The organism is Effusibacillus lacus, assembly GCF_002335525.1.
GTDB lineage: Bacteria > Bacillota > Bacilli > Tumebacillales > Effusibacillaceae > Effusibacillus > Effusibacillus lacus.
The window spans coordinates 1-1,808 of the sequence record NZ_BDUF01000016.1; the positions used below are offsets into that span (position 1 = coordinate 1).

Annotated in this window: 1 protein-coding gene; it reads left to right on the top strand. The window is 49.1% G+C overall.

All coding sequences use genetic code 11. The annotated features are described in order from the left end of the window. Positions 1 to 112 precede the first annotated feature (112 nt). Positions 113 to 1,399: an IS110 family RNA-guided transposase gene (locus EFBL_RS04265; RefSeq protein ID WP_096180902.1), complete on the top strand. Its 1,287-nt coding sequence runs from the start codon at positions 113 to 115 to the stop codon at positions 1,397 to 1,399. The last annotated feature ends 409 nt before the right edge of the window (positions 1,400 to 1,808 follow it).

Below are 1,808 nucleotides of genomic sequence, written 5' to 3' on the forward strand. Positions count from 1 at the left end.
ATAAACATTCCTGTAGGTGTTAAGATTTCACCTTTGCCAAAACAGGAAACGCCTCGGTATGATGGGGGTGTCACGGGTCAGAAGCCCTTAAACCCATCAAGGAGGCGTTACTATGAAGTTTAAACAATCTCATGGACAAAATCAACGGATAGAACGAATTACCACCTCTCACCTGGTAGTGGGTATCGACATAGCCAAAGAAGCTCACGCAGCTCAAGCTACTAACTTTCGCGGTATCGTCGTTTCCAAGCGGCACCTCACTTTCTCCAATGCACAAGACGGTTTCGAGAAACTCCAACGTTGGATTCATGAATTGCAACAGAAGCATTGTTTGGAGGGCCTGATCATCGGTATGGAGCCTACTGGCCACTACTGGTTCAATCTTGCAAATTGGTTGGTCGACAAAGGTATAGAAGTAGTCTTGGTGAACCCCGTAGCGACCAAGCGGAACAAAGAAAATCGAGACAACTGTCCCTCCAAGAGCGATCCCAAAGACGCATTGGTCATCGCTGACCTGGTCAGCCGAGGCTACTACTACGCCTATTCACCACAAGCGGAAACTTTCCAGCGTGTGCGCACCTTGATGGCGAATCGGGAGTTCTGGGTAGAGGAGTCCATCCGATTCCAGAACCGGATTCTCCGTTGGCTGGACATTCATTTTCCAGAGTATACCTTAGTGTTTCCAGACTGGACATGCCCTCGTTCGTTGGCGACGCTGCAAGAGTTTCCTGCCCCATCGGATCTCCAAGACCTAACTGCCGATGAGGTGATTGAGCGATGGAGAAAGCATATGAAGCGGGCAGGCGGTTCCCGCGGTATCCAGAAAGCAAGACAGCTCATCGCCCAAGCACGTCGGAGCGTTGGAAGCATGACCGCTCTTTCTGAAGCCAAGCAGGATTTGCAACGGCTGCTGGAGGACTATCAACGTATCGTCGACACGCTGGCACAGATTGAACAGGAAGTTCAGGTCCTGTTAGACGAAATTCCTATGGCTAAACAGCTACAAACTATTAAGGGACTCGGCCCCATCCTCATCGCTGCCATTCTGGCCGGTGCAGGTGATCTGCGGCAGTACGTTCACGGACGTCAGTTATTGCGTAAAGCCGGATTGAATTTGGCCGAAAGCACTTCTGGCAAACGCAAGGGACAAATTGTGCTGTCCAAACGAGGAGACGCGATGTTGCGAAAATATCTGTATCTGGCTGTTCTTGGATTGGTTGGGAACAATCCCGTGTTCCAAAAGTGGCACGAGCACAACGTAACAGTCAAGCATATGAAGAAGAATCGCTCAATTGTCAAACTGATCGGAAAGCTTACAAGAATCCTAATCGGTATGGTTCAAAATGGAGAAACTTTTTGCTCTGAAAAAGCTTCAATGGCGCTTGCTACTGCTGCTTAAACATGCAGTTTGACTGCACCCATACTTTACTTATTACGTAAATTGGCTCGTTCGCAGGATGGATTCAACAAAGAAAGCACGGAGTACCGAGTGGAAAATCCTTAAGGGCACAGACCCGTCAAATAAACGCTATCGGCCTCCACGCCTTGGACAGGTGTAACGAAGGAATGTAAGGGCATAGGACCCGTTGAGCCGTGGGAGGGTGAGCCTCCAAGGAATCTGTGGAGAATGCGTGCAGCAGAGTGGAAATCTTAGAAGAACGGCAAAGACGTTACTTCTGTTCCCGCATACCCTGTTTTAATACTGACGGTTTCATGAATCCCACACCCAAACGGAACACTACTTTCCAAGGTGATGAAATCCTGCGAATGAGCGAGTATACGTAAGAAAACCCCTTAAACCCGAGGGA